General features: G+C 47.6%; 31 protein-coding genes and 1 tRNA gene. 14 read left to right on the top strand and 18 right to left on the bottom strand.

The window, feature by feature from the left end; translation table 11 throughout:
- Positions 1 to 22 precede the first annotated feature (22 nt).
- From AC4QZR_RS05150 to AC4QZR_RS05115, 8 genes are all read right to left on the bottom strand, one after another.
- Positions 23 to 463 (bottom strand): RrF2 family transcriptional regulator, encoded by a 441-nt coding sequence (locus AC4QZR_RS05150; RefSeq protein ID WP_494479932.1) that lies wholly within the window; start codon positions 461 to 463, stop codon positions 23 to 25.
- 255 nt (positions 464 to 718) lie between these two features.
- The gene (locus tag AC4QZR_RS05145; protein WP_494479931.1) at positions 719 to 1,159 is read right to left on the bottom strand and encodes a hypothetical protein; all 441 of its coding nucleotides are present in this window, start codon (positions 1,157 to 1,159) and stop codon (positions 719 to 721) included.
- Positions 1,160 to 1,391: 232 nt separating this feature from the next.
- A complete protein-coding gene (gene uraH, locus AC4QZR_RS05140; protein ID WP_494479930.1) occupies positions 1,392 to 1,799 on the bottom strand; it encodes a hydroxyisourate hydrolase in 408 nt (135 codons plus the stop codon).
- Positions 1,800 to 1,813: 14 nt separating this feature from the next.
- Positions 1,814 to 2,347, bottom strand: coding sequence for a heme-binding protein (locus AC4QZR_RS05135; protein ID WP_494479929.1), 534 nt, complete (start codon positions 2,345 to 2,347; stop codon positions 1,814 to 1,816).
- 63 nt (positions 2,348 to 2,410) lie between these two features.
- The gene (locus tag AC4QZR_RS05130; RefSeq protein ID WP_494479928.1) at positions 2,411 to 2,980 is read right to left on the bottom strand and encodes a Crp/Fnr family transcriptional regulator; all 570 of its coding nucleotides are present in this window, start codon (positions 2,978 to 2,980) and stop codon (positions 2,411 to 2,413) included.
- A 226-nt stretch (positions 2,981 to 3,206) separates the two neighbouring features.
- Complete coding sequence (locus AC4QZR_RS05125) at positions 3,207 to 4,271, bottom strand: M20 metallopeptidase family protein (protein WP_494479927.1); 1,065 nt, start codon at positions 4,269 to 4,271, stop codon at positions 3,207 to 3,209.
- A gap of 21 nt (positions 4,272 to 4,292) precedes the next feature.
- Positions 4,293 to 5,633, bottom strand: coding sequence for an amidohydrolase family protein (locus AC4QZR_RS05120; protein WP_494479926.1), 1,341 nt, complete (start codon positions 5,631 to 5,633; stop codon positions 4,293 to 4,295).
- 77 nt (positions 5,634 to 5,710) lie between these two features.
- The gene (locus tag AC4QZR_RS05115) at positions 5,711 to 6,559 is read right to left on the bottom strand and encodes a helix-turn-helix domain-containing protein (protein ID WP_494479925.1); all 849 of its coding nucleotides are present in this window, start codon (positions 6,557 to 6,559) and stop codon (positions 5,711 to 5,713) included.
- A 445-nt stretch (positions 6,560 to 7,004) separates the two neighbouring features.
- Between AC4QZR_RS05115 and AC4QZR_RS05110 the strand changes: the two genes are divergently transcribed.
- The 9 genes from AC4QZR_RS05110 (at position 7,005) to AC4QZR_RS05070 (ending at position 12,934) form a co-directional block, all read left to right on the top strand.
- The gene (locus AC4QZR_RS05110) at positions 7,005 to 8,759 is read left to right on the top strand and encodes a cbb3-type cytochrome c oxidase subunit I (protein WP_494479924.1); all 1,755 of its coding nucleotides are present in this window, start codon (positions 7,005 to 7,007) and stop codon (positions 8,757 to 8,759) included.
- Between the two features lie 60 nt (positions 8,760 to 8,819).
- Positions 8,820 to 9,833, top strand: coding sequence for a cbb3-type cytochrome c oxidase subunit II (locus AC4QZR_RS05105; protein WP_494479923.1), 1,014 nt, complete (start codon positions 8,820 to 8,822; stop codon positions 9,831 to 9,833).
- A 38-nt stretch (positions 9,834 to 9,871) separates the two neighbouring features.
- Entirely contained in the window at positions 9,872 to 10,117 is a 246-nt protein-coding gene (locus AC4QZR_RS05100) for a hexameric tyrosine-coordinated heme protein (RefSeq protein WP_494479922.1), read from the top strand.
- Between the two features lie 14 nt (positions 10,118 to 10,131).
- Complete coding sequence (locus AC4QZR_RS05095; protein ID WP_494479921.1) at positions 10,132 to 10,389, top strand: hypothetical protein; 258 nt, start codon at positions 10,132 to 10,134, stop codon at positions 10,387 to 10,389.
- 4 nt (positions 10,390 to 10,393) lie between these two features.
- Positions 10,394 to 10,795, top strand: a complete 402-nt coding sequence (locus AC4QZR_RS05090) for a hypothetical protein (protein WP_018477367.1) — start codon at positions 10,394 to 10,396, stop codon at positions 10,793 to 10,795.
- Positions 10,796 to 10,797: 2 nt separating this feature from the next.
- Entirely contained in the window at positions 10,798 to 11,193 is a 396-nt protein-coding gene (locus AC4QZR_RS05085; RefSeq protein WP_494479920.1) for a group III truncated hemoglobin, read from the top strand.
- A 33-nt stretch (positions 11,194 to 11,226) separates the two neighbouring features.
- Positions 11,227 to 11,511, top strand: a complete 285-nt coding sequence (locus AC4QZR_RS05080) for a cupin domain-containing protein (protein ID WP_494479919.1) — start codon at positions 11,227 to 11,229, stop codon at positions 11,509 to 11,511.
- A gap of 152 nt (positions 11,512 to 11,663) precedes the next feature.
- The gene (locus AC4QZR_RS05075) at positions 11,664 to 12,101 is read left to right on the top strand and encodes an RrF2 family transcriptional regulator (RefSeq protein ID WP_494479918.1); all 438 of its coding nucleotides are present in this window, start codon (positions 11,664 to 11,666) and stop codon (positions 12,099 to 12,101) included.
- Between the two features lie 302 nt (positions 12,102 to 12,403).
- Positions 12,404 to 12,934 (top strand): cysteine hydrolase family protein, encoded by a 531-nt coding sequence (locus tag AC4QZR_RS05070; protein ID WP_494479917.1) that lies wholly within the window; start codon positions 12,404 to 12,406, stop codon positions 12,932 to 12,934.
- A 169-nt stretch (positions 12,935 to 13,103) separates the two neighbouring features.
- Here AC4QZR_RS05070 and AC4QZR_RS05065 read toward each other — a convergent pair whose 3' ends face one another.
- The gene (locus AC4QZR_RS05065; RefSeq protein WP_494479916.1) at positions 13,104 to 13,475 is read right to left on the bottom strand and encodes an LLM class flavin-dependent oxidoreductase; all 372 of its coding nucleotides are present in this window, start codon (positions 13,473 to 13,475) and stop codon (positions 13,104 to 13,106) included.
- 342 nt (positions 13,476 to 13,817) lie between these two features.
- Between AC4QZR_RS05065 and AC4QZR_RS05060 the strand changes: the two genes are divergently transcribed.
- Entirely contained in the window at positions 13,818 to 14,690 is an 873-nt protein-coding gene (locus tag AC4QZR_RS05060; RefSeq protein ID WP_494479915.1) for a helix-turn-helix domain-containing protein, read from the top strand.
- Between the two features lie 69 nt (positions 14,691 to 14,759).
- Here AC4QZR_RS05060 and AC4QZR_RS05055 read toward each other — a convergent pair.
- Together AC4QZR_RS05055 and AC4QZR_RS05050 are read right to left on the bottom strand one after the other, a co-directional pair.
- Positions 14,760 to 14,831, bottom strand: a tRNA-Glu gene (locus AC4QZR_RS05055).
- 139 nt (positions 14,832 to 14,970) lie between these two features.
- The gene (locus AC4QZR_RS05050) at positions 14,971 to 15,834 is read right to left on the bottom strand and encodes an SDR family oxidoreductase (RefSeq protein ID WP_494479914.1); all 864 of its coding nucleotides are present in this window, start codon (positions 15,832 to 15,834) and stop codon (positions 14,971 to 14,973) included.
- A gap of 179 nt (positions 15,835 to 16,013) precedes the next feature.
- On the opposite strand from AC4QZR_RS05050, the gene AC4QZR_RS05045 reads away from it, so the two are divergent.
- Entirely contained in the window at positions 16,014 to 17,339 is a 1,326-nt protein-coding gene (locus AC4QZR_RS05045; protein WP_494479913.1) for a type IX secretion system plug protein, read from the top strand.
- Positions 17,340 to 17,531: 192 nt separating this feature from the next.
- Here AC4QZR_RS05045 and ychF read toward each other — a convergent pair whose 3' ends face one another.
- Entirely contained in the window at positions 17,532 to 18,629 is a 1,098-nt protein-coding gene (gene ychF / locus AC4QZR_RS05040) for a redox-regulated ATPase YchF (protein ID WP_494479912.1), read from the bottom strand.
- Positions 18,630 to 18,760: 131 nt separating this feature from the next.
- Complete coding sequence (locus AC4QZR_RS05035; protein WP_253404669.1) at positions 18,761 to 19,117, bottom strand: DUF3276 family protein; 357 nt, start codon at positions 19,115 to 19,117, stop codon at positions 18,761 to 18,763.
- A 148-nt stretch (positions 19,118 to 19,265) separates the two neighbouring features.
- On the opposite strand from AC4QZR_RS05035, the gene AC4QZR_RS05030 reads away from it, so the two are divergent.
- Positions 19,266 to 19,676, top strand: coding sequence for a septal ring lytic transglycosylase RlpA family protein (locus AC4QZR_RS05030; RefSeq protein WP_494479911.1), 411 nt, complete (start codon positions 19,266 to 19,268; stop codon positions 19,674 to 19,676).
- Between the two features lie 13 nt (positions 19,677 to 19,689).
- Positions 19,690 to 20,601 (top strand): DUF58 domain-containing protein, encoded by a 912-nt coding sequence (locus AC4QZR_RS05025; protein ID WP_494479910.1) that lies wholly within the window; start codon positions 19,690 to 19,692, stop codon positions 20,599 to 20,601.
- Between the two features lie 31 nt (positions 20,602 to 20,632).
- On the opposite strand, the gene AC4QZR_RS05020 is transcribed toward AC4QZR_RS05025, so the two are convergent.
- From AC4QZR_RS05020 to AC4QZR_RS05010, 3 genes are all read right to left on the bottom strand, one after another.
- Positions 20,633 to 21,013 carry a rhodanese-like domain-containing protein gene (locus AC4QZR_RS05020; RefSeq protein ID WP_494479909.1) on the bottom strand — a complete coding sequence of 127 codons (381 nt, stop codon included), beginning with the start codon at positions 21,011 to 21,013 and terminating at the stop codon, positions 20,633 to 20,635.
- A gap of 211 nt (positions 21,014 to 21,224) precedes the next feature.
- Positions 21,225 to 21,860 carry a DNA-3-methyladenine glycosylase family protein gene (locus AC4QZR_RS05015; protein ID WP_494479908.1) on the bottom strand — a complete coding sequence of 212 codons (636 nt, stop codon included), beginning with the start codon at positions 21,858 to 21,860 and terminating at the stop codon, positions 21,225 to 21,227.
- A 47-nt stretch (positions 21,861 to 21,907) separates the two neighbouring features.
- A complete protein-coding gene (locus tag AC4QZR_RS05010) occupies positions 21,908 to 22,948 on the bottom strand; it encodes a threonine aldolase family protein (RefSeq protein WP_494479907.1) in 1,041 nt (346 codons plus the stop codon).
- A gap of 79 nt (positions 22,949 to 23,027) precedes the next feature.
- Between AC4QZR_RS05010 and AC4QZR_RS05005 the strand changes: the two genes are divergently transcribed.
- Positions 23,028 to 23,210: a hypothetical protein gene (locus AC4QZR_RS05005; protein WP_040574265.1), complete on the top strand. Its 183-nt coding sequence runs from the start codon at positions 23,028 to 23,030 to the stop codon at positions 23,208 to 23,210.
- Between the two features lie 107 nt (positions 23,211 to 23,317).
- Here AC4QZR_RS05005 and AC4QZR_RS05000 read toward each other — a convergent pair whose 3' ends face one another.
- Together AC4QZR_RS05000 and pyrE are read right to left on the bottom strand one after the other, a co-directional pair.
- Positions 23,318 to 23,815: a metallophosphoesterase family protein gene (locus AC4QZR_RS05000; protein ID WP_494479906.1), complete on the bottom strand. Its 498-nt coding sequence runs from the start codon at positions 23,813 to 23,815 to the stop codon at positions 23,318 to 23,320.
- Positions 23,816 to 23,829: 14 nt separating this feature from the next.
- Complete coding sequence (gene pyrE / locus AC4QZR_RS04995) at positions 23,830 to 24,468, bottom strand: orotate phosphoribosyltransferase (protein WP_494479905.1); 639 nt, start codon at positions 24,466 to 24,468, stop codon at positions 23,830 to 23,832.
- Positions 24,469 to 24,470: the final 2 nt, after the last annotated feature.

Raw genomic sequence — 24,470 nt, 5'->3', positions numbered from 1 at the left:
AAAAAACTAAAATTATCTATGTTTAATATTTAAGATCCTGTTTATCAGTGGTTTTTGCTATAAGATCGGAGAGGGTTTTATTCTCAACAACCGCCAGCGTCTGATCCCGAACCTGGCACATGATAATGTGCATGTTGCAGGTGGCTTCATCCACGCAGTCGGCGCATTTCTCATAATAATTCAGGCTCACGCAGGGGAGCCAGGCAATGGGGCCGTTGAGCAATCGGATGATTTTGGCTAGTGTAATTTCTTCCGGCTTTTTGATGAGGTAATAACCGCCGCCTTTGCCTTTTTTGCTGCCCAGTATACCTGCCTTTTTCAATTCTAGCAGAATGTTCTCAAGGAATTTGTGCGAGATGTTCTTACTGGATGCGATTTCCTGTATCAGCACAGCGCCCTTCTCCTGGTTCTCGGCCAGGTAGGTGAGGGCATGAAAAGCATACTTTGTTTTCTTCGATAACATGTACCGTACTATTTGAAGTAATTAGAGCGATCCGAAGGTATGGACCAGGTTGCGTTACAAAACTAAGAAGTATTTTAACAAGGTACTGTTTTAGTAGCCGATAAAGTGAACGACTTAGCTTTACTGCCTTCCGAAGAAGCCTATTTGAACTATACCTGTTGTTATTGAGAGAAAACAAAAATGCCACTCCTGTTTTATAAGGAGCGGCATTGACTGGCATAGGATGATAAGGTCAGACGTGCGGTGTGTATTTGCCTATCGTTCCAGAATCACTTCTTCGGTTTCTATCACTGTCTGGCCGTCTTTCTTTTCCTGTTCCACTTTTACAAGGGTGGCTCTGTTTCCGGAAAAGGTGACCGTATAAGGTTCTTTATTCGGGTGGTCCTGGCCGATGAAGAGCTTTCCATCGGTCATCCAGGTGGGCAGCGTGGTTTGCCCCCTTCCATGGCCATCGATGATGATGAGTTTATTATTGTCAGTGAAATCGTAGGTCTTTTCACCTTTAGAGTACAATTCCTGCTCCCATTCTACCTCATTGTCACCGATTCTCTCGGTGTCTGTTTTCGACATCACGCTCCATTTACCCAGCAGCCTGTTGTCTATAGGATTGTGTCCGGTTTCATCTTTGTCCTTGCATGAGATGGTTATCAGACACATCAAAAAGATCATTGAAAGCGTGAGATTTCTTGTAAACATAGGTATGTTTTTTTGAATTGTAGAAAAAATGAATTTTAATAAGGGTATTCGATGCCGATGTTCTTGCTTTAATCTTCAGATCGAACAGTTGGGCAAAAGCAGTCCCATGCCCCACTCCAAGAAGGGAGTGGGTACAACAGGTCAGGCTAAAAGTTGTAGTGGATTCAGCCAGGGTATGGCCGGACTAGAGAAGCATCTGGTGTGGGGGACGCTCCTCTGAAAATGGTGTTAATTAGTTCCCTCTGTAAGTGGCGTAACCGTAAGGAGACAGCGTGATCGGAACGTGGTAGTGATCATTGTCTTGGATTTGGAAAACGACCTCAATGAAAGGGTAGAAACTTTCAGTTTTCTGGCTTTTGAAATAATCAGCCACTAAAAACCGGAGTCTGTAAACGCCTTTGTTATCTTTTTTATTGGATAGAAACTCCTTGATGCGACCATTTTCATCGGTGATCTTCTCATCAATCTGCTTCCATGCCTGGGTCTCTTCATCCAGCTTCTCTAACCTCACCGGAACTCCTTTGGCTGGTGTACCGGTAGAAATATCTAAAATGTGACTGGATAACTGGTAAGTATTGGTCTGTGCAAAGGCAACGCTTGTCGCGAAGACAAACAGGAGCGATAAAAGTAATTTTCTCATAGTGTAAGTATATATTAATGTATAAGTATGGCTGCGTCTTCTATGGCAGCAGCTTTTGCAATGTTGTGATCATTTTCTGGACCACCGCCTCCGGCTACTCCGATGCCTCCAATAACCTGTCCTTTATACCAAATGGGGCAACCACCGCCCAGCAGTAACAGCTCCGGCAGGTTGGCCAGGTTTTCGGTATCTGCATTCGCTTTTGAATTGCGGGCCAGTTGCAGAGTAGGTGTTTTGGTGGAAAGCGAGGTATAGGCTTTTCTGCGGGCGGCTTCGGTATTGTGTGTTCCCACCCCGTTGCCCTGCGTCAGCATAATTACCTGGCCTGAGGCATCCACGATGGCAATGCTCACGTCTTTGTTCAACGATTTGGCAGCAGCCCGGGCCCGGTTGGTCAGCTCAAAAGCAGCCTCCAGCGTAAGTTGGTGCGTTTCGCTTGCATACATTGCCTGTGCATGTTTATCCGATACCTTTTGTTTTGCACTGGTCTGTGCCAGCGATACCATCGGGATGAAAAGAAACAAAAGCAACTGCAGTTTATAGATCATAACTAAATTTTTTACAAAATTACCAGCGCTTCCTGTCAAAAGCATTGCCCTAAGTCAACGTTTTCAGAGTCTGGCTTTTATCCTGCTTAAGGTGGAAGGGGAGAGGCCTAGGTATGAAGCGGCCATTTTATTGGAAACGCGCAACAAAAAATCAGGCTGGTGCTGGATGACCCATTTTACTTTTTCCAATGCGTCAAATCCCTGAAAACCGTAAATACGCTTTTGGGCGGTGATAAAACCCAGCTCCAGAATTTGCCTGTAGATGAGTGCGAATTGTGGGGTGGTATCGACCAGGTGATAGAAATTGTCCCTGCTGATCCTGAGCAGCTCTGATTTTTCGATGGTCTGCATGTATTCACGGGCGGGTGTCTGCTCGATCAGGCTGGGCAAGGCGGTTCCGAACCCGCCTTCAAAAGCGAAGAAACGCGTTGTTTCTATACCTTCACTGCTGATCGTGAAAAGCCGGATGCAGCCTTTATTCACAAAGTAGTAGTGCTTGCAAACATCATTGTAGTTCAGTAAAAGCTCGTTGCGTTTGGTTTTTACCGGCTCGAAGAAGGAGGAGATCAATTTCAGGGAAGCGTCGTCTATCTTTGTTCTGCTTTTAATAAAAGCTTCCAACAGGTTGTACATGGTGCTGGTTTGAATTCTTTTTCTGGAAGCCCACGGCTCCGCATGTTCGTTCTTAAAACGTAGACAACCATGTACAGGCCAGAAAGGTTAAGAATTTTTGTGCACCACGTACCTATACCTGCCTGTCAGTACGGGTAGCCCTGATGATAACTGACAGGCAGGTATATGATTTTTATGACAGTAAAAACTTATTTTACTGGTTCAGATAATCTAAAATAATCTGTACTTATGCTTTTACTCCGCTCTCCAAAGCATCTTCGTCCAGATTGAATTTTGGATGGTGGTTTGCTACACTTTTGCCTATACCCAGGGTTAGAAAACAAACTGGGGCCACTTGCCGGTAATAGGAAAAGTCCTCACTTGCAGTCATCATGGGGGCATCAAATACATTGTTCTGGCCAAGTGCTGTAATGGCGCTCTGCTTTGCCAGGGAATTTAATGCTTTGTCGTTTTGAATGGAGGGATAGCTAAGGATGTAGTCGAGTTCATATGTAGCGCCGTGAGCCTTTATGATATTCTCTACAATTGATTTGACCCTGGTCTCCATCAATTTGCGGGTTGAGTCTGTAGTGGTGCGAATACTGGCTCCCAGTTCTGCTTTATCGGCAATCACATTGGGTGCATCGCCCGACTGAAATTTTCCTACAGAGATAACAGCCATCTCGCCCGGAGTCACGTTACGGGAAACGATCGTTTGTAGAGCAGTTACAATTTCAGCGCCTACCACGATCGGATCTATACCTAGTTGTGGCATAGAACCATGCGAACCCTTCCCTTTTATTGTCAGGTAGAACCCATCCGAGGTAGTGGAGGCTGCGCCATCGGGCAGAACACCAACATGACCTACAGGGAAATTAGGCATGACGTGCATCCCGAAAAAGGCGTCGACGTCTTTCAGTGCACCGGATTTAATAATGTCTAACGCTCCCCCCGGATCCTGCTCTTCAGCGTGTTGAAAAACAAAGTAAACCGTTCCGTTCACCTGGTTTTTCATCTTAGATAAAGTCGTGGCGGTTGCCAGTAACATCGCGGTATGGGCATCATGGCCACAGGCATGGCTCACGTTTTTGACCTTGGAGGCAAAGGGCAGACCGGTTTCTTCCTGTAAGGGCAGGGCATCCATATCGGCCCTGAAAGCCACTGTTTTTCCAGGCTTCGATCCTTTTAAAACGGCTATGATACTTGTTTTAGAAGGCTTGATAATTTCTAGGTTGCCAAGCTTTTTCAAAATGCCTTCAACATATTTACTCGTTGGGCTGGAAAGCAGTGTAGGTATAAGGATAGATGCCACTAGTGGGCGCTATACCTTCCGTTAATACACCACTTTGCCTTGGTGGAGGAGTGATTTTACAGGCGATATGCGGGAAACGGCCTCTGCCGAGCAACTAGCGTCCACCAGCACCAGATCGGCTTTGTCGCCTGCTTTTGGCCACTGTTGGTTTCCCTTGTCGTCGAGCGGAAGGATATTGTGTGTGGCCAGTTTCAGGCATCTGGAAAGCTCCAGCTCGGTAGAATAGCCGTAAAGCTGCGCCATCAGGTTTGCTTTCTGCAAAACGCTGCCAGAACCAAAGGTATTCCAGTGATCGATGATAGAATCGTTTCCGGTACGAACATCCACGCCATACCTGTATAGTGTCGGGATGGGCATAATGGTATTGCCGAACGGAATGGTAGAAATGATACCGATCTTGGCATTGCCCAGCTTTTCTGCCACTTCATCAAGTTTGCGCTGCTCAAGTCTGGCGAGTACGAAACAGTGGCTCAGGAAAGTTTTACCCTTCAATTCCGGATTCTCATTTACCTGGTCTATCAGGTACTCCACCGTTCTCAAGCCGGATTCTCCGCCTTCGTGCAAATGGATGTCTATACCTTTGTTATGGTCCAGTGCCAGCTGCAGGACAAAGTCCATGCTTTTCTCCAAATCCCCATCGATCGCGTGCGGGTCCAGACCACCGATGATGTCGATGCCCATGGTAGCAGCTTCTTTCATTAGTTGCTGCGTGTCGGAATGGAATATACCGTGCTGCGGGAAGGCAACCAGTTCTGCACAAAAGGAATCCTTTTTATTTTCAAGGGCCAACTGTAGATTTTTAAGGGAATCGAGTTTGGAAGTAGGCTCGATGTTGACATGGCTTCTGGCAAAGTTAGCACCATGGGATTGCAACAGCTCGATGATTTTTTCTGCCCGATGGGTAGAGGTCTTCAGCATCTCCGGGAGTACCTGCTGCTCGTAAGCGATCATGTCCTGTACCGTCCTGTTTTTCTTGCGGCGAGCCTGCCACGGTCCTCCATAAAAGGTTTTGTCCAGGTGGATGTGCATGTCCTTGAAGGTAGGCAGCAGCAGTAAGCCTTTGGCATCGATGGCCCGGGCATTCGGGTTATTGGGCAGGATGGCTTTTATTTTTCCGTCGCTGATCTCCAGGGTGAACAAGTCGGTTTTGGTGCCTGTAACTTCACCTTCCTCGTACTCAAAACCTGTCTCAAGCCTTACATTTTTCAACGTTAGTGTATCACCGGTGCTGATGTAGCCGGTCTGCTCACCAGCATCCGATTGGTTTACAGCAAGCACGCTGCTACACGACATCAGGCTGCTGCCAGCCAGAAGAATAGAAGAACTTTTTATAAAATCTTTGCGGGAAAGTAGTGGCGTCATATAGTTATCTTTTAATTACAAAGTTACCGCGACTTAATCTCGGATTAATGCAGGATTTCTGCCATAACTTGTAAATTTTATAACTGCTTCCGAAAACCGCGGGGCGAAACGCCGGTCTGATTTTTGAAAAAATTGGAGAAATAGGCCAGGTCACTGAAGCCCAGTTCGTAAGCAATATCTTTTATAGACATCTCGGAAGCTCGCAGGAGCCGCTTTGCCTCCAGCGTGATCCGGGTATGAATCAAAAACATGGCGGATACCTGTAGCTGCTTTTTACAGAGTATGTTCAGATAATTTGCTGAAATGTGGAGCTTGTCGGCGTAGGCTGCAACCGTTTTATGCTCTTTAAAATGAAGATCGACCAAGGCATGATATTTCAGTAAAGCAGGTGCTGCCCGGTACAGTGTCAAATCCTCAAACTTACTTTCTGCCTCACGACTGATTAATTGAGCAATCAGCCTGCTCCGTAAGTTCACGATTCCCCAATGAACCGGCTTGGTACTCAGCTCGTCCCGAATAGACTGAAACTCGTACTGCAGCTGCCGGAATGCTGAGGTAGAAAGATCGATAACAGGATGGTTTTGGTTCAGCACAATTGAAAACTGCAGAGAAGAGGTGAACAGCTCAAAGAACGGTTTACTGATCATGAGTTGATAGGCGAGGGTGCTGTCTTTCAAATCCCATTGGTGTACCTGACCCGGGAACAGCATGTGTAACTGATAATCGCCTACATTATACGACTGAAAGTCAATGGTGTGCACCCCACTTCCTTTCTCAAATAAAAGTATAATAAAGAAGTCGTGCTTGTGCGGTTTTTCGATGAACCTTTCCCCGTGTATTTCATGGTACTGCAAACTGTCATCTGTTTGCAGGTCAAGCTGGAATTCCTTTATTCCAAGTATAGGGAAATGGTCTTTGTTGCTCACAATTGTAAGGTATACAAATCTCTGCAGTCTTTATCAGCTGTGTCTGCTGTTATTTGTTGGGCCAGACTGGTACAGTCAATAATAATGTTCCTAACCTCGAGAGAAAATATCGAGCACAAAAAAAGCCGCTTCAGGTATAGCAAAAGTAGCTTTTGGTAGACTTAAAGATTGAATCAAAATAATAGCATAGTGATTAAGCTGCGATAGGAAACTATCAAAGGGTAGGAGAGGAATTGAAATAACTGATAAATCTATAAAGGATAACTTTATCCTTTATAGATTATTTGCGTACCTTTAGGACATGAGCATCTTATAACCTGCTGACTTGACGAACTATAAAATGGATCATATACTTCCCAAACACCGTTCAAAGCTCTTTTACGTCATACTCCTTACAACTCTTAGCCTCCTTCCGACTGCCGCCTTTGCTCAATCTGTGAGCACTGTGGACAGTGGCCTTTTCAGTTTGCCGGGTATCCTGATCACTATCACCCTGCTGATTGTACCTGTAGTCGCCGCCATTTTTCTATTGGTAGTGAAGGCAAATACACTCTTTAAGAATATTCAGAACAGAAAAGACTCCGAGGAGGCCACCCGTTTTGCCGCATACCTGAAGACGTTGAATGTGGAGCAGCTGGAAGCGCTGCAAAACGACAGGCTCCACCAGGATTACCACTTAAATAACCAGGAGCTCTCAGGGCCTTTTTCACCGGAAGATTCCAGGGGCCTTTTAAGCAGCGTTAATGAGCGAGCCAACATCCGCTTCATAGAGGCCAAACGCAAGGCCATCGTCCGGCCCGGCATCGACCCGGCCCTTTCGAGGCTCATCCTTTGGTTTTTAGGCACTGCCACGTTCTGGCTTGTCTTCGGTACATCGGTAGGGGAATATGTCGGCATTAAGTTCGTTGCTCCGGATGTGGACCAGGTGAGCTGGCTGAGCTTTGGCAGGCTGCGCCCGGTGCATACCAACGCTGTGTTCTGGGGCTGGTCGTCGCTAGCCATGCTGGGGTTAGGCTATTACGTCGTACCGCGGGTAAGCAACATTCAAATTCACAGCCTGAAGTCCGGCTGGTGGTCGCTCATCCTCATCAATGCATCAGTTGTGCTGGGCACCATCGCGCTGATGGCGGGCATTAACAACGGCGGCGGCGAGTACCGCGAGTACATCTGGCCAATCCAGTTGCTGTTCGGCATCGGCCTTGTCATAACCCTGGTCAATTACCTGAGGACCGTTGCCCGCCGGAAAACGACAGAGATTTATGTGTCGAACTGGTACATTGTGGCGGCAGTGATGTTTGCGATTGTCATTTCTATTGTGGCCTATGTGCCTAATTTCCAGAACGGACTAGGCGAAACTATTATACAGGGATACTACATGCACCAGGGCGTGGGCATGTGGTTTATGCTCTTCACGCTCGGTTTGGTTTACTATTACCTGCCGCAGCAGCTCAACAAACCCATCTACTCCTACAGCCTCGGTATACTTGCTTTCTGGTCGCAGATATTCTTCTATACCTTAATCGGAACGCACCATTTTGTGTTCAGCGCTATACCCTGGTCGCTGCAGACGGTAGCGATTGTGGGCAGTGCTGGTATGGTTATACCTGTCGTGTCTGGCACTACCAACTTTATAATGACCTTCCGAGGCGCCTGGCATAAGGTAGCCGGCAGTTATACTCTGCCATTCTTCATTGTGGGCATCATCTTCTATTTCACGGGTTCGCTGCAGGGCACGGCAGAGGCCTTCCGCAGCACTAACCTGATGTGGCACTTCACGGACTTTACGGTGGCGCACTCGCACCTGACCATGTATGGCATCATTGCTTTCTTTCTGTGGGGTGGCATCTACGCCATTGTGCCGCGGCTCACGCGTCAGGAGCCGCCACAAATCACGGTAGGCATTCACTTCTGGATGGCTTTTATCGGGATGATGTTCTATACTATTCCGCTGATGTGGGGTGGCACCATGCGCGGTCTGATGTGGATGGAAGGGCTGCCTTTTATTGAAAGTGTGACCATGATGGCCCCTTACTGGTTGTGGCGTGCCATTGGCGGATCGCTGATGTGGGTATCGCACCTGGTGTTCGCCTATAACATGTACCGGATGATAAATCCGCGCAAAACAGTGAACATTAACGACGAAGCCATCAAGAAGCTCCATGCGAACGACTATGAATTGGTGGACATCCTCGATAAATAAAAGCAGCAGACAATAGCACCCATTAAATTCCTAACAGTTGCTCTTTAGCACACACAGCATATGATGGATTTTTTTAACGACTACAGGAAACTATACCTTACGGCACTCGGCTTGTTTGTCCTGCTCACCATACTGGTTGCCATTATGCCCGCCATCAGCAACCAGAACAACAACAGCCCGCTGCCAACCGAAGAGGCGCTGAGTGAAGCCGCCATGGAAGGTAAGGCGCTCTATGTGGCCAACGGCTGCGTGGCCTGCCATACCCAGCAGGTGCGCAACCTCGACATGGACAAGGTATGGGGCAAGCGGCCCAGCATAGCTGCCGATTATGCCGATGAAAAACGCACCGATTTGTGGCGGAATACCGCTACCCTGATGGGGACTGAACGCACCGGCCCTGACTTAGCTGATGTAGGCAATCGCCAACCTAGTGCCGAATGGAACCTGTTGCACCTGTATCAGCCACGCGCAGTAGTAGAGGAGTCGATTATGCCGGCCTACCCGTGGTTGTTCGAAGAGAAAGCCGAGTTGGAGGAAGGCGATGTGGAAGTTCCCGTACCTGATGCTTTCCGGAAAGGGGTGAAAGGCAAGATTGTAGCAACAAAAGACGCCTTGAACCTGGTAGCCTACCTGCAATCGTTGAAGCAGGCGGAGCTGCCCGGCTCCATGGCCGCACCGGAGTTCCTGTATAAACGAGAAGAAAAAGCTACTGCGACCACTGGCAGCGGCGAAGACCTTGGACTGGATGGCGCTTCGCTTTACGCGGCCAACTGCCAGAGCTGCCACCAGGCCAGCGGCGAGGGCCTGAAAGGAGCCTTTCCGCCCCTGAAAGGAAGCCAGATTGCACTAGACGATAACCTGGAGGTGCTGATTGATGTGGTGATGAACGGTTACGATGCCCGTCCTGAGTTTGCGTCTATGCCGGCCATTGGCACGAATATGAAGTTATCAGCTGCGGAGGTAGCCGCCATCATCAATCACGAGCGCACCAGCTGGGGCAACAGCGCGCGCAAAGTGCCGGTAGAAGAAGTCCAGAAAATTATGGACCTGCTCGAACAGACAGCCAAGAAATAAGGAAATATAAAATTTAAATCAACAGCAAAACTATACCTATGCAAAACCAGGAAGAAGATTACCTGCCAAGTTTGATTACTGCCACGCCATTTGAAGGACGGCAACTTGCCATAAAGTTGTCCCGGAAATCTATTGGCGCTATTCAGCCGGATGCCGGTATACGGCAGCAGCTGCGAGCTGCTTACGCTTCCGATACAGCGCAGTTGATTGCATCGGCTCACGTAATAGCGGTAGAATTTCAAACGATTGCACAGGCAAACAATTACTGGCGAGCAAAAGATTAAAGAAGAATTTACCTATGAAAACATTCCTGCTAACGGTTCTCGGTATACTTTTTAGCTTGGTAGCCTATGCCTGCCCGGTTTGTGAAAAGCAGCAGCCCAAGGTGCTACAGGGCATCAGTCACGGGGCCGGCCCGCAAAGTGACTGGGACTATGTCCTTGTCTGGGCCACAGTGGTAATTGTGGTGTCTTGTTTGTTTTTTAGCATAAAATGGCTGGTCCATCCGGGTGAAAAAGGCAGTGACCACATCAAAAGAACCGTGTTAGATTTCTGATAGAATGGAAGACAAGAGCTCTGTAATAATTTTTGTGGATGATGATCCGCAGCCGGTAGGCTCCTTCAAATCGCCCATCAACTTCGAGCTGGATACCCGCAAACTTGTGGATGGAGAACATACCCTTCGTATTGTCAGTAAAGACCCGTCCGGCAAGGAGGGCATCCGCAAAATTCCGTTTGTAGTGCGTAACGGGCCGGACATTAACGTGGAAGGCATTTCTGAGAATGAAGTGGTAGATGGTGTGCTACCCATCATGGTGAGTGCCTATGGCAAAGGCGATCAGAAAGTGTTCCTGATAGAAGGCAGTGAAACGCCACGAAGTATACCCAACTGGGTATGGATATTGCACATCCTTTTTGGCGGCTGGGCATTGTATTACCTGATCACACAATTTGCAATTTAAAGATGACACAAAAACACGATATAACCGGACTGGAAGATATAAAAGTACTGGTAGATGAGTTCTATACCCTGGTACGGAATGATGAGCTGCTGGCGCCCATTTTTCTTTTCAGACTCAATACCTATTGGAAGCCGCACCTGGAAAAGATGTATACCTTCTGGAACGCGGCGCTATTCGGGGTAAAAGGCTATACCGGTAATCCGTTTGCAAAGCATGCGACCATGCCCGTAGATGGAGAACACTTCGAACGCTGGCTCTCCCTTTTCATCGGCACTGTAGATACCTACTTTGAAGGACCGATGGCAGAGGAGGCGAAGAAAAGAGCTTTAATCATGGCAACCAACTTTGAAAGGCGTATCGATGGGCTGAAGGGCACAGATAAGATAACGCTGGTATAAATAATTTTTTGTATTTGAGCTAATGAAGTTGAAATGGAAATGAAAGAAATTCATGCCAACGCTTCTTACAAAGTCTTGAGCGTAAGCTTAGCTAAAGGAGAGGAGATGCCACGGCATTATGCTACATCAGATGCATTCCTGGTTATCAAAGAAGGCAAAGCGATGCTTCAGCTTCAGGAAAGAGAAGTTGTAGTGGAATTGGGTTCAACTTTGCTCATTCCAGCTAATGAGCCGCATAGCCTGCATGTTTTGGAAGACTTTTCGGCATTCGTTGTTTTAGCTGCCGATGCGCAGATAAATTTCATCAACGTCCAGTAAGACCGAAAGATCAATGACATATTTCTAATGGCTGCAGTAGCATTCCGATCAGGTATAGCTTAGAACCGTAAGCCGGTGCGCAAAGTTTTCTGTCTTATCTTAGGGTTTATACTTTATGTTTGTAGCAGGATTATTAAAATGGGGAAAAGACTATGATTTCCAAGTCGTGCAAATATGGTATCAGGGCAGCAGTTTATATAGCCTCCAAAGCTGGAGAAGGGGTTAAACTGAATGTGAAAGCAATAGCAAAAGAGGTTGACGCGCCCGAGGCCTTTACTGCAAAAATTCTACAAATCCTCAACAAGCACCGGATCATTACTTCATTAAAAGGACCCTATGGTGGATTTTTTATCGAAGAATACCAACTGGAGCAGCCTGTTATCAATATTGTGAATGCCATAGACGGAATGGCCGTTTTCTGGGAATGCGGACTAGGTTTGAAAAAATGCTCTGAGACTCACCCATGCCCCATGCATGATAAATTTAAAGTAGCACGTGAGTCCCTGCGGGATGTGTTTCAGAACACCACCATACAGCAACTGGCCAATGAGCTGAAGGAGGGTACTTCCTTTATCAAGAACCTAACGTAACGCACTCCCAGATAGAAGTTAAACTTGCCGGAGTGTTGTTATGGTGCCTATACCTGCAGGTTGCGCGGAGCTCAACAAGAGAAGCTTGTTTGTTCGATTCTAACTGGACAATCATTCATCAAGGTTAATCATGCTTGCAAATGTAGGTAAGGGAATCATTGAATTTGAAGGCATTGATTATATCACAAGGAAACTGTTTCTGTTTATCAAATTGATAGGTATAAGCCACAATATGGTATAAGTTCTGTACAAGCAACGAGGTAATTTTGCATTATCATTCAGCTTATTAAAACAGAAACATTATGAGTAAGAAAGCATTGCTTGTCATAGACATACAGAACGATTATTTTGAAAATGGAGCTTGGGAACTGGAAGGACCGGTAGAAGCGAGCCTGAAAGCCCGTAAAATGATCGATCACTTCAGAGAAAACAACCTGCCAATCGCACATATCCAGCATTTTGCAGCTGATGTTAACATGCCTTTTTTTCAACCGGATACAAAGGGCGTAGAGATACATGAAAACGTAAAACCACTTGAAGGAGAAAAGCTTGTTAAAAAGTATTATCCGAATAGCTTCAGGGATACAGACCTACTGGAGTATCTGAAGGCCAATAAGGTAACTGAAGTGGTGGTGACAGGTATGATGACACACATGTGCGTTGATGCAACAACAAGAGCTGCAAAAGACTTTGGATTTGAGTGTACGGTAATCGGTGATGCCTGTGCTTCCCGCGATCAGGAGATCAATGGAAAACTGGTTAAGGCAGACGACGTACATCACGCATTTTTAAGCGCTCTTTCCTTCTTTTATGCTAACGTCAAGAATGCGTAGGAATTCCTTTCAGCCTAAGAAACATTTCAGATTGAGGAAAAAAACTTCCTGCCAGGTATATGGCGGGAAGTTTTTTTATTTTAATTGAATACCTGTTGGCAGATATTCAGGTAAAGCATTATGTATTAAATTTTCCTGCAGTAAAACAATGTCTGGTAATCTTCCTCAACTATGTTAGCATTGGCATTAGCAACACTAAGAACCTCGTTAAATCCCTGTTTAGGGTAATATTGATGATTACAGCTCGAGTCTGTCCATAAGTACATTTTGTTTTTGCCTTTGGCCTGGAGAGCATCACCGCTGGTGAAGAAACAGAAATGGCCGGCATAGAATGGTGTTCAGCTACCCAAAAGCGGGCAAATCCCCGGCTGTCAGCAAGCTTTGCCAGTTCTATGCTGTTTTGTATAGTTTCTATGGCAGAATAGCCTTTTTCTGTAATGGCAAAATCGAGCAAAGACACTGGGACAGGCGCATTCCCTCTTTTTGTTACTGGTTGAGAAATAGCAAGTTGTTCTCCTTTCGGGGTATTCTTATCATTCATTTCTTAAGTTAATTCCTATAGTTTCAAAAATCTGTTGCAAAATTACCCATGCAGAAGAGGTGCACTTGAATCAGGAATGGCCTGAATACTACCATTTTGATAAGGGCATTATTTTACTATATTTCATTTAAACTAATTTATACCTGACGATATAGGCCAACAGCTTCAACCATTGGTAGAAGGCATCAAGAGCCGACCGGTAGATAGGGTTTTAGATGTTCATTTTCTGTAAATTGCATATCAGCCTATCCTTGGGGTCAAGGTATAGAGCTATCTTGGTCGTAGCATTTTCATGAACAGAATATGCTACCTTTTGTGCCAAGGTATAGCATTGGTAAGCTTATGGAAACCCTTAAATTTCTTAAGACGGAATGTGGCGTAGAAGTACTCTTGAACGTACTTCACTTTAAAAGTGCTGACAGCGACTATTTAAAGAAAGTACCGTTTAACACAGATTTTTTTGAGGTCGTTTTCTTTAAGAAGGCCAAGGGGAAACTCTTGTTGAATGACCATCAAATCGAATTGACTGGTAACAGCGTCATTTTCCTTTCTCCATACCAGAAAAGGCAGTGGCATTTCGAAGAGGGCGAACAAGATTTTACCATACTCCTTTTCCAGGAGGATTTGCTGAACGACTTTTTTGCTGATAAGTTATTTGCCTATCGCTTGTTGTACTTCTACCAGCTGGATTATCCGCTGAAGATGGATGTCGGAAAAGAAACAATTCAAAGCTTCTGTACACTTTTGACCGAAATTAAATCAGAGCTTGTAAATCCCAAGGCCGACAGCGGACACATCATACGGTCGCTGCTCTATTACATTTTACAGAAGCTGAACAGGGAATATGCTGTCGTTAACCAACTAAAAATGGAAAGGGACAATGACCATTATGCCTTTCAATTCAAGCGGTTGGTTGAGATGAATATAAAGCATAAGCAGCGTGTGAGCTACTATGCTGACATGCTGGGCATCACGCGGGTTTCTCTGAACAAAGCGGTAAAAGAGCAATTCAATGTCACGGCCAAACACCTTCTCAAGCAAAGGCTGCTGCTCGAAATAAAGAACTTTCTTTTTCATTCCAAACTTACCCTCAGTGAGATTGCCTATGAACTCAATTTCCCTGAACCTAATCACCTGATGCGTTTTTTCAAAACCCAGACAGGTATGACCGCAGGAGAATTTCTGCAGGCAAATGGTAAAGATGAATCTTTATAAATGTAACATTTACTGAAGGTCAGCCTCATAAAAAAAGCCGCTTCAGTTTTACCTGAAGCGGCTTCTTAGTAGTCCGTAGGGGAATCGAACCCCTGTTGCCAGAATGAAAATCTGGAGTCCTAACCCCTAGACGAACGGACCATTCTGTCGTATTGTGATGCAAATATAGCGTGTTGCTTTTATTTTGCAAACAGTCACCCATACTTTTTATTGTATAAGAAGGCCATTACCGGCTAACTGGTTCATTTATAACTAGTAAATTCTGCCCTTTCCTGCTACTTTAACTGCTTAACTGGGGTTCCAATTCAAAATAGGCTTCTAAACTAAACTGGCCCAGTGCTGGTGCTACACAGTCTACTTTGCTGACGGATGTCATAAAAGCGAGTTTGTCATATAGGTTTCTGCTGAGCAAACGCACAAAAGGTAGAAGTGTTTCCACGTAGTCGAAAGGGATTTCAGTAACCCGGCCATTATAGCTGGCTGCTTCACACACCAGCTGCGCCAGCTCCTGTCGGGTATAGGTGACAGGTCCGCCCAGTTCAAGGGTCTGGCTTGGTTTTCCGATGCAGGAAATGGCGATGCTGGCCAGATCGCCATCGTAGATTGGGTTAATGAGTTTGTCGCCCTGGCCCAGCTGCCCGATTTGTCCTTTGCGCGCCTTGATCGCCATTTCCTCCAGCATAGAAAACAGTGCAACGGGCTTAAGAATCGTGTGAGTGATTGAACTGTGTTGCAATGCTTTCTCAAAATTGGCATGTGCCTTAAAATAGGCAAGCTGCGGAAATTGGCCGGCTCCAAAGGCAGACACATAAATGAATTGCTTCACACCTGCCTTTTCTGCTTCTTTGAGCAGATGTAGATTTGCTTTGTAATTAATGTCATGAAAAGAACCGCTGCCGGTGTGACGGAGGCTCAGATTTTTGCCAAGTGCTGATACCACCACCTCTACTTCCGTGCAACAACCTTCCAGTTCTTGTGGCCTAGTCGCATCGGCGAGCACGAGCTCTTCCGGATCAGGGAAAAGGGATTGTGCTTTTTTCAGATTGCGCGCCAATACACGCACTTCATATCCCTGTTGTTTCAGCTCCCGGAAAATATGCCTCCCCAGGTGCCCTGTTGCGCCGGCCAGTAGAACTTTTATCATATAGAAGGGGTGTTCATTTTGCGTTAATTCATAAACGTGATAAGCAATTGATTTGCAGTGAATTAAAGGAAAATACAATGCTGCATTACGTAGTACCTGCAGCTTTGTTCAAAAATTCCTATCTTCGGCTATGCTTTTTGTAGGACGGAAAATAAACCCAATTCAACTGATACTACCGAATGGTCTGCTTAAGTAAGTTCAGCAATGCCTTAGCGCTTGCTTCTATATGCCTGGGATTGGCGGCTTGTGTTCCGCTCGAGCAGCAAGGCTACGCCACATCGGGCAGTACGACGACACAACAGTCTGTACGCTACGAAGACTTTGTGTACGATACCAGCATACGCTCAGTGCAGTGCTACCGGGGCACCGGAGGGCCGGAAGCCGTGTTGGAGCCGGCCGTTGTTTCCATAGGCCAGGAGCAACCCATCCTGCTCGAATTTGACCGCCTGAATGCCGGTCCGCAGCGATTGGTGGCCAAACTCGTGCATTGCAACGCCGACTGGACTCCTTCCGGTCTGAATGACGCACAGTTTCTACACGACTTCAACGAGTTTTTTATTACCGACGTGCAGAACTCGATCAACACCCGGGTGCCGTACGTGCACTATCGTTTTCGGGTGCCGCGCGTGAAGCTTAGCGGAAATTATGTGCTGCAGGTTAGTGAGGAGGGAGGCAATCTGCTGTTGACCAGGCGTATACTGGTATACCAGAATTTGGTAGCAGTGACAGCCAAACTAGGCGCGCCAACCGGGCCGGAGGGAAGGGCTGCACGCCAGCCGGTTGATTTTAATGTATTCTACAAGGATTATGGGTTGGTAAATCCAGCGCAGGAAGTAAAAGCAGTGATGCGACAGAACCACCGCTGGGACAATGCCAAGGTATACCCGAAGCCAGCTTTTGTGCGTGACGACCAGCGCCGCCTGGAGTATGTGTTCTTCGAAGCCAAGGACCATTTTCTCGGCTTGAGCGAGTTCCGTTCATTTGATTCCCGCAGTATCCGCTTCAAAGGGCTAGGTATAGAACAGATTAACCTGGAGGCAGTGCCGGTGCATATTCAGCTTCAGCCGGAGCGTAGCCGTGCCGGGTTAGCCTACAGCCAGGACCCGGATGCTGACGGCAAAATGCTGTATGGCAACAGGGAGTATGGTAACTCCGTTGTGAATGCCGACTATACCTGGGTAGACTTTGAACTGAAGACAGGCGAGGAGCAGGGAGAGGTGTTTATACAGGGCGGCATGACCGATTGGCTGCTAAGCGATGAGAGCCGGATGCGCTACGACCATGAGCAACAGGCGTACAAAGGCAGACTGCTCCTGAAGCAGGGGTATTACAATTACTTCTATGCGCTAAGGCCATCAAAGGGGCAGGCAGCAGACGCCAGTTACTTTGAGGGAAGCCATTTTGCTACAGGCAACTCCTACGATATACTGATCTACTACCGTCCGCCGGGTTCCCGTGCCGACCTTCTGATAGGGTATGAAGAGGTCTTGTTCAACAACCGATAAAGTCTCTACATAAATACCCAGTTGTGGGTATTTCGGAAAAGGTGTGGGCGCTATACCTTTGAACATGACAATAGACTGATACGATCTGAGGTTAGCCTGCTATAAGCCCTTCTTATATGGCTAGCTTCAGTGACTATCAACTAAAAAGGCGGGATCACTCCCGCCTTTTTAGTTGATAGTATGTCTTAAACGCTATACGTTGAAGCGGAAGTGCATGATGTCACCGTCCTGTACAACATAATCTTTGCCCTCTACTGCCATTTTACCGGCCTCTTTGATTTTTGCTTCGGACTTGTACTCCTGGTAATCCTTTAGTTTGATGACTTCTGCACGGATAAAGCCTTTCTCGAAGTCGGAGTGGATAACACCCGCAGCGGCAGGGGCTTTCCAGCCTTTACCGATTGTCCAAGCACGAACTTCTTTTACACCAGCGGTAAAATAAGTGATCAGGTCAAGTAACTCATAAGACGCGCGGATCAGCTTGTTCAGGCCAGACTCTTTCAAACCGTACTCAGCCAGGAACATTTCTTTTTCTTCCGGATCTGTCAGTTCTGCGATCTGTGCTTCAATGGAGGCAGAGATCAACACAACCTGAGCATTCTCGTTTTTCACGTGTTCTGCCAAAGCTTTGGAGAATTCGTTGCCATCGTTCATGGAGTTTTCGTCCACGTTGGCAGCATAGATCACCGGCTTGTCAGTGAGCAGGTTCAGTTCGCTAACTGTTTCCTTGTCGTCTTCAGTAGCCTCGAGGCTACGGGCGTTCAGGCCCTGCTCCAGATGGTTCTTATATTTTTCGAGGCTGGCCAGCTCTTTCTTCGCTTTTGCATCACCTGCTTTTGCGGAGCGCTGTACCTTGATCATCATCTTCTCGATCGACTCCAGGTCTTTCAGTTGAAGCTCGGTATCGATGATCTCTTTATCAGAGATCGGATCTACTTTGCCGGCTACGTGCACGATGTTCGGGTCTTCGAAGCAACGCACCACGTGAATGATGGCATCTACCTCGCGGATATTGGCCAGGAACTTGTTACCAAGTCCTTCGCCTTTGCTGGCTCCTTTTACGAGGCCGGCAATATCCACAAACTCGATCACCGTTGGCAACACGCGCTGTGGGTTTACCAGTTCTTCCAGGATCTGCAGGCGCTCATCAGGCACCGTGATAACACCCACGTTTGGTTCGATGGTACAGAAAGGGTAGTTGGCAGACTCTGCCTTGGCATTCGAAATGGCGTTGAACAAAGTGGATTTGCCCACGTTTGGCAGTCCCACGATTCCGCATCTTAGTCCCATTTATCTTTATCTTGTTTTATATCAGGGTGCAAAGGTACGAAATTTCAGCAAGTTTAAAGTAGGGGGTGGGGGTATAAAAAAAGCCCGTGCTTGAAACACGGGCTCTCAGTCGCTAAACTAAAACGTGGAAACTATTCCCACTTCAATTCTTCATCAAAAGATACCTCGGCTGCGGCCACCGGTATAGGAGTCGCCTCGGTTTCGGTTGGGTTCTCGAGAGCGGCAAGCGCCTCTTCTGTCAAAAGTTCAGATTTAACATGATCGATTGTGCCCTGTAATGCTTCCATGAACTTCACGAAGTCCTCTTTGTAAAGGAAGATCTTGTGTTTCTCGTACGAGAACTCATCATCCTTAAACTTGCGCTTGCTCTCTGTGATGGTCACATAGAAGTCATTTGAGCGAGTTGATTTCACATCAAAGAAATACGTTCTCTTCCCTGCTCTTACCCTTTGGGAATAAATTTCTGCTTTGTCGTTGTTCTCTTCCACCGTGTTATAGACGTTAAATTCAACTTTCTGAACCTAAAGCTAACATATTGTTCTGATATATAAAAATTTTTGAATTTAAAATTCGGTCATTTTGCAGCCCTGCAGAGAATAAATTCTATATTTGTCACCGGACCATATATAGTATAGTATGAATTTTCTTTCACTTATACTAGTATTTCTCTTTTCTTTCAGCCCTAACACAGCGCTGTATTCTGCTGACGGCAAGGCCTCTTACTACGCCGACCGCATGCACGGACACCGGACAGCCAACGGCGAACGCTATGATAAAACGCAGCTGACAGCCGCCCACGCTACCTTGCCATTTAATACCTATATACAGGTAACCAATGTGCGGAACGGCAAAAAAGTGATCGTGCGCATTAACGATCGCATGGCCCATAGCCGGCATCGTATCATTGACCTTTCGAGGGCAGCCGCTCAGGAGATCGAGTTGATCCGGGAGGGAATCGCCTCAGTTCAGTTGCACGAAGTTCCGGATGACGGGCAACCCGAAATGACGACTGTCGTTTCTGAGATAAAGCCGACCGGAAAAAAATAAGCCCTATACCTGTATGAAGAAGCCGCTCACCTTAGCCGATGTCCAAAAATTCGAGAACATGGAATTTCTGGCTAAGCAGCTGGTAGAGGGTTTTATCACCGGGCTGCACCAGTCGCCTTACCATGGTTTTTCGGTGGAATTCTCGGAGCACCGCCTCTATAACAGCGGCGAAAGCACCCGCCACATCGACTGGAAGGTATACGCCCGCACCGACAAGCTGTTTGTGAAGCGCTTTGAGGAAGAGACCAATTTGCGCTGCCACATCCTGCTCGACGTTTCCCCTTCCATGTATTATCCGGTGGAGAACAACGGGAAACTGACCTTCAGCATACTCTGCGCGGCTGCTCTTGCCACCCTATTGCGCAAACAGCGCGATGCCGTTGGGCTGGTGACCTTCGCTGACAGCATCCGTCATCAAACGCCTGTCCGTTCCACCGCTTCGCATCTGCATACCTTGTTGTTGCTGCTCCAGAAACAGCTGGAAGAGGCCCCAGCACGCGCCCAGACCGATGTGGCTTCCGTCATTCACCAGATTGCTCAGCAGATTCCGAAGCGCTCACTGGTTGTTATTTTGAGTGATATGCTGGGCCAGCACGAAAACAGTGATGCCATTTTTGCCGCCCTGCAGCACCTCAAGCACCAAAAACACGAAGTGTTGATCTTCCATGTGATGGACCGCCGCACCGAAGAGGAATTTGACTTTGCCGAACGACCTTACGTGTTTGTGGATGTGGAGACAGGACAGGAGTTGAAGCTGCAGCCCTCGCAGGTGAAGGAGCATTACCGCAATGCCGTTGCCAACTACAAGCGCGAACTTGAGCTGAAATGCGGCCAGTACAAGATAGATTTTGTGCCAGTGGATATCAGCGAGCCGTTCGACAAGGTGCTGTACAGTTACTTGGTGAAGCGAGCAAAAGTAAGGTAGGTATAGCAGCAGGTGTTTTTTTGCTACCTCATCAAGCTACTGGTTTCCCTGCCTCCTTCCAGGCTTTGAAGCCACCATCCATATGAGCAACATTTTCATAGCCCATCTGCTTTAACGTAGCCGTTGCCAGGGCCGAACGTCCGCCGGAAGCGCAGTGCAGAATGAGGCGCTTGTTTTTGTCAAACTCCGGGCGATGGTAGGGCAAAGAGGAATCGGCGTAGAACTCCAGCATGCCGCGCGGAGCATGTACAGAGCCTGCAATCTTACCATTTTGCTGCAGTTCATCGCTCTCGCGAATGTCAATCACTGTAGCATTTCCCTTTGAAATTTCTTTTTCGACCTGGTCAGGCGAAAGGTTTTCGATTTGCTGTTTGGCCTCATTCACCAAGTCAGCAGCGGATTTGTGTGCCATCGTTTCGATATAAACTAAGTCTAAAGTAAAAGTTAGTTTTATATCGTTGTTGGTAAATGAATGTTGTGATCTTTAGTTAATATATGAAGCAACGTGGTTAATTGTTTCGTCTGTTGGTAAGGCAAAACTCACTATACAAATGGGTGATTGAATCTGTGTGGGACAACGTGTATACCTAACAAGTCCAGAAGCACCTATGATCATTCAGGTTTTAGGTAGGCATATTGTCCAGCGACTGCCACAGATATTTGCAGGCAATGGTACGGTAAGGCCGCCAGTTCTCTGCAATTTCGAGCATCCTGGCTTTGAGTGCTTTACCGCTTTCCTCCAGGCTATAGTGCCGTTTCATGGCATTCTGAATACCCAGGTCATCAACTGGCATTACATCCGGCCTTTCCAATGCAAACATCAGCAGCATTTCTACCGTCCAACGGCCGACACCCTTGATGTGGGTGAGGTGCTGGATCAATGCTTCATCCTCCATGGCGTCAATCACCGCATGTTCTAAGTTCCCGCCCTGCGCAAAAGCCGCTACGTTCCGCACATACCCGATCTTCTGAAAGGAGAGCCCGGCACCTCGCAGCGTTTCATCCGGCGTTGCGAGTACCATGTGCGGGTGCGGGTAGCGATCTGGGAAAATATCCCGGAAGCGCGTAAAGATGGTGGCGGCGGCTTTGGTGCTGAGTTGCTGCGAGACGATGGCACTGAGCAGTTTAAAATAAACGTCTTCTGATCTTGAAGATTCCAGAGGCTTTCCCCGGCCGACTATACCTACCAGTATCGGATCTTTTGAGAACACAGCCATCACCTCGGAAGCCGGAAAGTCAGGGAAATTATTTTCTGTCATGATCGGATTTTAGCAGGTATAGGTATAAAAGAAGGTATAGCCAGTGGCTATACCTCTACTTGTTTTTTGTTAAGCGAGTGCAGGACCTGCAGCACATGCTGCAGCATTTCGTCGCTCACATCCAGGTGGGTTACGAAGCGTACCATTTGTGGCCCGAAACTGGATGCCCGGATGTTGTTTTCGGCCAGCGCCGCTACAAAATCTGCATCCTTATACCTGTCGTTGAGTTTGAAAATGACGATGTTGGTCTGAACAGGGAGCACATACTCGACATAATCCGCCTCGTTTAGAACAGTCTCTAACTGCTTTGCTTTCGCATGATCTTCGGCTAGGCGCTCTACATGGTGATCGAGTGCATAAATGCCAGCTGCAGCAAGGTAACCGCCCTGACGAATGCCGCCACCCAGTACTTTACGGATACGACGCGACTTTTTGATGAAGTCTTTTTTGCCAAGCAACAGGGAGCCTACCGGCGCGCCCAGTCCCTTGGAAAGACAGATGGATATGCTGTCGAAGTACTTGCCATACTCCTGCGGATTCTCTCCCGAAGCTACCAGCGCGTTGAACACACGGGCACCATCCAGGTGCAGGGCGATGTTGTGTCGCTTGCATACCTCCGAAATGGCAGCAATTTCAGGCAAGGTATAGAAGGAACCGCCGCCTTTGTTGCAGGTGTTCTCCAAAGCCACCAGGCGGGTAGGAGGGTAGTGGATATTGTCCTGACGGATGTGCGCCTCTACCTGAGCAGGCGTCATTTTGCCGCGTTCGCCATGAACCAGTGCCACAGAGGCGCCGGAGTTGAACATGATGCCGCCTCCTTCATACTGGTAGATGTGCGCCGTGATGTCACAGATCACTTCGGTCATCGGCTCGGTATGTGCCTTGATGGCGATCTGGTTGGTCATAGTGCCGGAAGGGCAGAAAAGACCGGCATCCAAACCAAAGAGGGTAGCTGCTTTCTGCTCCAGCGCATTTATGGTCGGGTCTTCTTCGTACACGTCGTCGCCAACCTGGGCGGCGAACATCGCCTGCAGCATGTCAGGAGTGGGCCTGGTAACGGTGTCGGAACGGAGGTCTGTTATGTTCATATCGAATTTGATGCTAGATTTACTTTACTTTGTAAAAATAATAACTTACTTTTGCCCTTCAAATTTAAATTTTGCAACGATGGGAGTTACTAGACTTAAAAGAAAAGACCGTAAGAATAAGGCAAGAGCAAACAACAAGGTTGCCAGAATTAAGCAATTGCTTTTGACGCCAGTTATCAAGAACGTGGACATGGACGAGCTGCGTGCTCAGTTCGGTGAAGCGCCAAAGAACAAGAAGGAAGAAGAAGCTTCTGCTGAGTAGTCTTTTACGGCAAAGTAAAACCATCTGCCTGCCAACGCTGTGAAAGCTGCGGGTGGTGGGTTTTTCGAAGACTTCAAAGTGTGCTTGCACCCGCAGGCACGCTTTTTTTATGCCCTTTTGCCCAGTTCGATCACCTGCAGGTCGCGCACCATTCCCGCCTCTATCGTGAAGCGTACCATCGTGCGTACTTTGTGAAAGCCGTGCATGCCAGTTGCACCCGGATTGATGTGTAGCATGTTGTTCAGGCTTTTGTCCGGCATCACTTTCAGGATGTGCGAGTGACCGGTAATGAAGAGTCCGGGAGGGTTTGCCTTGATCTGATCCCTGATATCCGGATGGTACTTACCCGGATAGCCCCCGATGTGTGTCATGAGCACGTCCAGCCCGTTGGCCTCGAAGCGCAGCACCTTTGGATATAGCACCCGTATGTCCTGCCCGTCGATGTTGCCATACACGCCCCGGAGGGGGGCCACCTCGCTGAGACGCTCCGCCACCCGGGCTGTGCCGAAATCGCCGGCATGCCAGATCTCGTCCCGGTCGCCCAGCAGGCGCAGGATTTGATCGTCAACGTAGTCGTGCGTGTCAGAGAGGAGGCCTATCTTCATATTATCTTGGTTGCTTATACCTTCCAGGTTTCCGGTGATTGGCGCCATTCAGCCAGCGTTGGTAGGGCCGACTCCGGGATATAGCCGTTTTGTAGGGCCGCTTTGGTCAGTGCCTGATAATCGCTCAGGGAGTGCAATGGTATACCTGCTTCTTTAAAATTGTTTTCTGCCACCGTAAAGCCATATGTGAAAATGGCTGCCATACCGATCACATTCCCGCCCGCAGACCGCACAGCTTCAGCCGCCTTCAGCGAACTGCCGCCTGTCGAGATCAGGTCCTCCACCATCACCACTTTCTGACCCGAAATTAATTTACCTTCAATCTGGTTGGCCATACCATGACTTTTCGGTTGGGGACGTACATACAGGAAGGGCATTTCGAGCAGATCGGCCACCAGTACACCCTGCGCTATACCTGCCGTGGCCACGCCTGCTATGGCTTCGGCCTCCGGAAAGTTTTGCCTGATCAGGTCAGCCAGCTGCTGCTTGATATAGCTCCGGATGTACGGGAAGGATAAGGTTACGCGGTTGTCGCAGTAAATGGGCGAATTCCAGCCGGAGCTCCATTTAAAGGGCTGCTCTGGTCTTAATTTCACGGCCTCCGTTTCCAGCAGGAAAGAGGCTACCTGGTGTGCTGTCGTCTGATTATCCATGG

The organism is Pontibacter sp. YIM B11418 (assembly GCF_059278805.1).
This window is presented reverse-complemented; position numbering and strand designations above follow the sequence as displayed.